General features: G+C 40.8%; 2 protein-coding genes. One reads left to right on the top strand and one right to left on the bottom strand.

Translation table 11 applies throughout. The annotated features are described in order from the left end of the window. Window positions 1-207: 207 nt before the first annotated feature. Window positions 208-957, bottom strand: a complete 750-nt coding sequence (locus ACEW8O_RS20720; protein ID WP_373496536.1) for an energy transducer TonB — start codon at window positions 955-957, stop codon at window positions 208-210. Window positions 958-1,114: 157 nt separating this feature from the next. On the opposite strand from ACEW8O_RS20720, the gene pgi reads away from it, so the two are divergent. Further along, window positions 1,115-2,761, top strand: a complete 1,647-nt coding sequence (gene pgi, locus ACEW8O_RS20725; RefSeq protein ID WP_373496537.1) for a glucose-6-phosphate isomerase — start codon at window positions 1,115-1,117, stop codon at window positions 2,759-2,761. Window positions 2,762-3,145 lie beyond the last annotated feature (384 nt).

Below are 3,145 nucleotides of genomic sequence, written 5' to 3' on the forward strand. Positions count from 1 at the left end.
GGCCATAAAAACACCCGGGAAAATAATCCTGCTCATGGATGACCTGGCTGAACTGGCACCCAAAATCCTCAAACTTGAAGAAAAAAAAGACAAACCATCTTTAAATCAACAGTTTATGTGCTTAGCCTGACGGCTATGGCCGTCGGGCAGGTATCCACCAATGTCAAAAAATCTACTTTTGAATTGAAAATCCAGAATTTAAATTAATCACCCCAAACTAAACCTCACCGGCACATACATCCATTTTCTGACTGGATTTCCATCCATATCCAAAGCGGATCTGAACCCTTTATCAAAGGCTGAAATCACTCTTTTGGCTTCTTCCTGAAGGATTATGGGCACTTCGTTGTGGTTGATCACCTCCAAGGTGTTGACAGTTCCATCAGGCATGATTTCCAAGGCCAAGGTGACAGTTCCCTCAATCTTCTTTTTTTTGGCTTCCTCGGGATAATCGAGGTTAGACCAGAGGAAATCCCTGAATTGCTGTTTTGAAACTGCAAAACCCGGTTCAAATTCATTTTTGGAAGTTTCTACATTTTCTCCATCAATGACCCGCAATCCGAATATCACCTCATTGTCATTGCATAAAAATCTTCCCACCAAAATTCCTTCATGGAAATATTCTATCATTTCCTTTTTGGTGTTGACATCGAGAGAAGAGATTTTATAAATACTTTCATTTTCTCCATAATCTTCAATTACAGATCTGATCAGATTCTTTTTCCCATCAAATTCATTGGTAATAAGCTTTATCAATTTACCGTCTAGGTCCTCAATCTTTTCGGTTTGTTTTCCTGAGGAAATAGGGAAACTGGTTTTTTGATACTGGGCATCCCCAATGTCTTTGGTGGACAAAGGCAGAAAATGTTTGTCAAGAAAAACAGTCTTGTTTTTTTGGGCAAACATGAAAGAAGAAGATAAAAAAATAAAAATTGCGAGATAGATAATTTTCTTCATACAGCTGTTGGAAGGTTTAATCTTATAGTTAATCGTTTGTTAACTACTAAAGGTTACAAAAACAATGCCCGCAAAATAGGTTTGTGAAATCTAAGATTTTATACCCTCATTAATAATCTTATTTTTGCAAGCTGAACCTGATTACACCTTACAAGATATGAAGCACATCAATCCAACCACCACAACTGCCTGGAAAAAACTCCAATCTCTTACCGAATCCCATCAAAAGACCCAGATCAAAAATCTTTTCAATGATCCTAAAAGATTTGATGACTTTACCATCAGATTGGAAGATATTTTGGTGGATTATTCCAAAAACAGGCTGGACGATAAAATCAAGTCTGCTTTGATCGAATTGGCTGAAGAGACCGGATTGAAGTCCTCTATCGAAGCCATGTTTTCAGGAGAAAAGATCAACGGTACTGAGGACAGGGCAGTATTGCATACCGCTTTAAGAAACAGGACCAATAACCCCATTCATTTTGAAGGTGAAGATGTAATGCCAGAGATCAATGCGGTGTTGGAACAAATGAAATCATTTGCAGATAAGATTTCCAATGAATCATGGTTAGGCTATACCGGCAAGCCCATTACTTCCTTGGTGAATATCGGAATCGGTGGTTCCGACTTGGGACCTGTAATGGTAACGGAGGCTTTAAAACCTTTTCAAAATCCTAACTTGGAGATTTATTTTGTGTCCAATGTTGACGGCACCCATATAGCAGAAACCCTCAAAAAAGTCAATCCGGAAACCACACTGTTTTTTATCGCTTCAAAGACTTTTACCACGCAGGAGACTATGACCAATGCGCATACGGCTAGAAATTGGTTTTTGGACTATGCCAGGGAAGAAAAAGCAGTTGCTAAACATTTTGTGGCACTTTCTACCAATGAAAAGGGAGTTGCCGAATTTGGAATTGATCCGAATAATATGTTTGCATTTTGGGATTGGGTAGGGGGGAGGTATTCCCTTTGGTCAGCCATTGGATTGCCCATAGCCTGTGCGATTGGTTTTGACAATTTCAAAAAACTGCTGGAGGGTGCCCACAGCATGGACTTACATTTCAAAAATACCTCTTTCGAAAAAAATATCCCCGTGATTTTGGCTTTGGTGGGTATTTGGAATACCAATTTTCTGGGGGCGACTTCCGAAGCTGTTTTGCCTTATGACCAATACCTGCACCGATTTGCGGCATACTTTCAACAGGGAAACATGGAATCCAATGGGAAATATGTCAGCAGAGATGGGGGAAAAGTTGATTATAACACGGGCCCAATTATCTGGGGTGAACCCGGTACAAATGGTCAACATGCATTTTACCAATTGATCCATCAGGGCACCCATTTGATTCCCTGTGATTTTATAGCTCCGGCGATCTCACACAATCCGATATCAGACCATCATGTCAAGTTGCTTTCCAATTTCTTTGCACAGACGGAAGCAATGATGAACGGCAAGACTTTGGCACAGGTCACTGCCGAAATGACCAAAGCCGGAAAATCAGATGCGGAAATTACAAAAATTGCCCCACATCGGGTTTTTGAAGGTAATAGGCCGACCAATTCCATTTTGGTAAAACAGATTACTCCATACACTTTGGGGCAATTGATTGCGATGTACGAACACAAGATTTTTGTGCAGGGTGTGATCTGGAATATCTACAGCTTCGATCAGTGGGGCGTGGAATTGGGGAAAGTACTCGCCAATGCCATTCTTCCCGAACTGACCCACAACAATCCTGTTAACAGCCATGATTCCTCTACAAATGGGCTGATCAATGCTTATAAGGAAATGAGGGGGTGAGAAAGGATGAAGGATAAGGGATGAAGGATGAAGGCGGCGCGTCATTGCGAGGAGCACTTCGGGAAACTTTAATATTTTGAAAAATCCTTCGTGCGACGTGGCAATCTCTTGAGGGATGAAGGATGAGGGTAGATGGTAGATTTAAGAAGGATGAAGGATAAGGGAAGAAGGATGAAGGTGGTGCGTCATTGCGAGTCCCCAACATTTTATAAACGTTAGAAATGGTATTGACATCAGGTTACTCGTCATTCCGAGTCCCCAACATTATTAAAATGTTCAGAATTGGTAATGACATCAGGCCATAGACCTCTCCTGACGTCGAGGTGACAAGGCAAAGTCCTTTAAAGAATTGAATGCTATTTATAGTTCTAAACCATCAATATG

The sequence above is a fragment of the Aquiflexum sp. genome (genome assembly GCF_041749095.1).
Classification (GTDB): domain Bacteria; phylum Bacteroidota; class Bacteroidia; order Cytophagales; family Cyclobacteriaceae; genus Aquiflexum.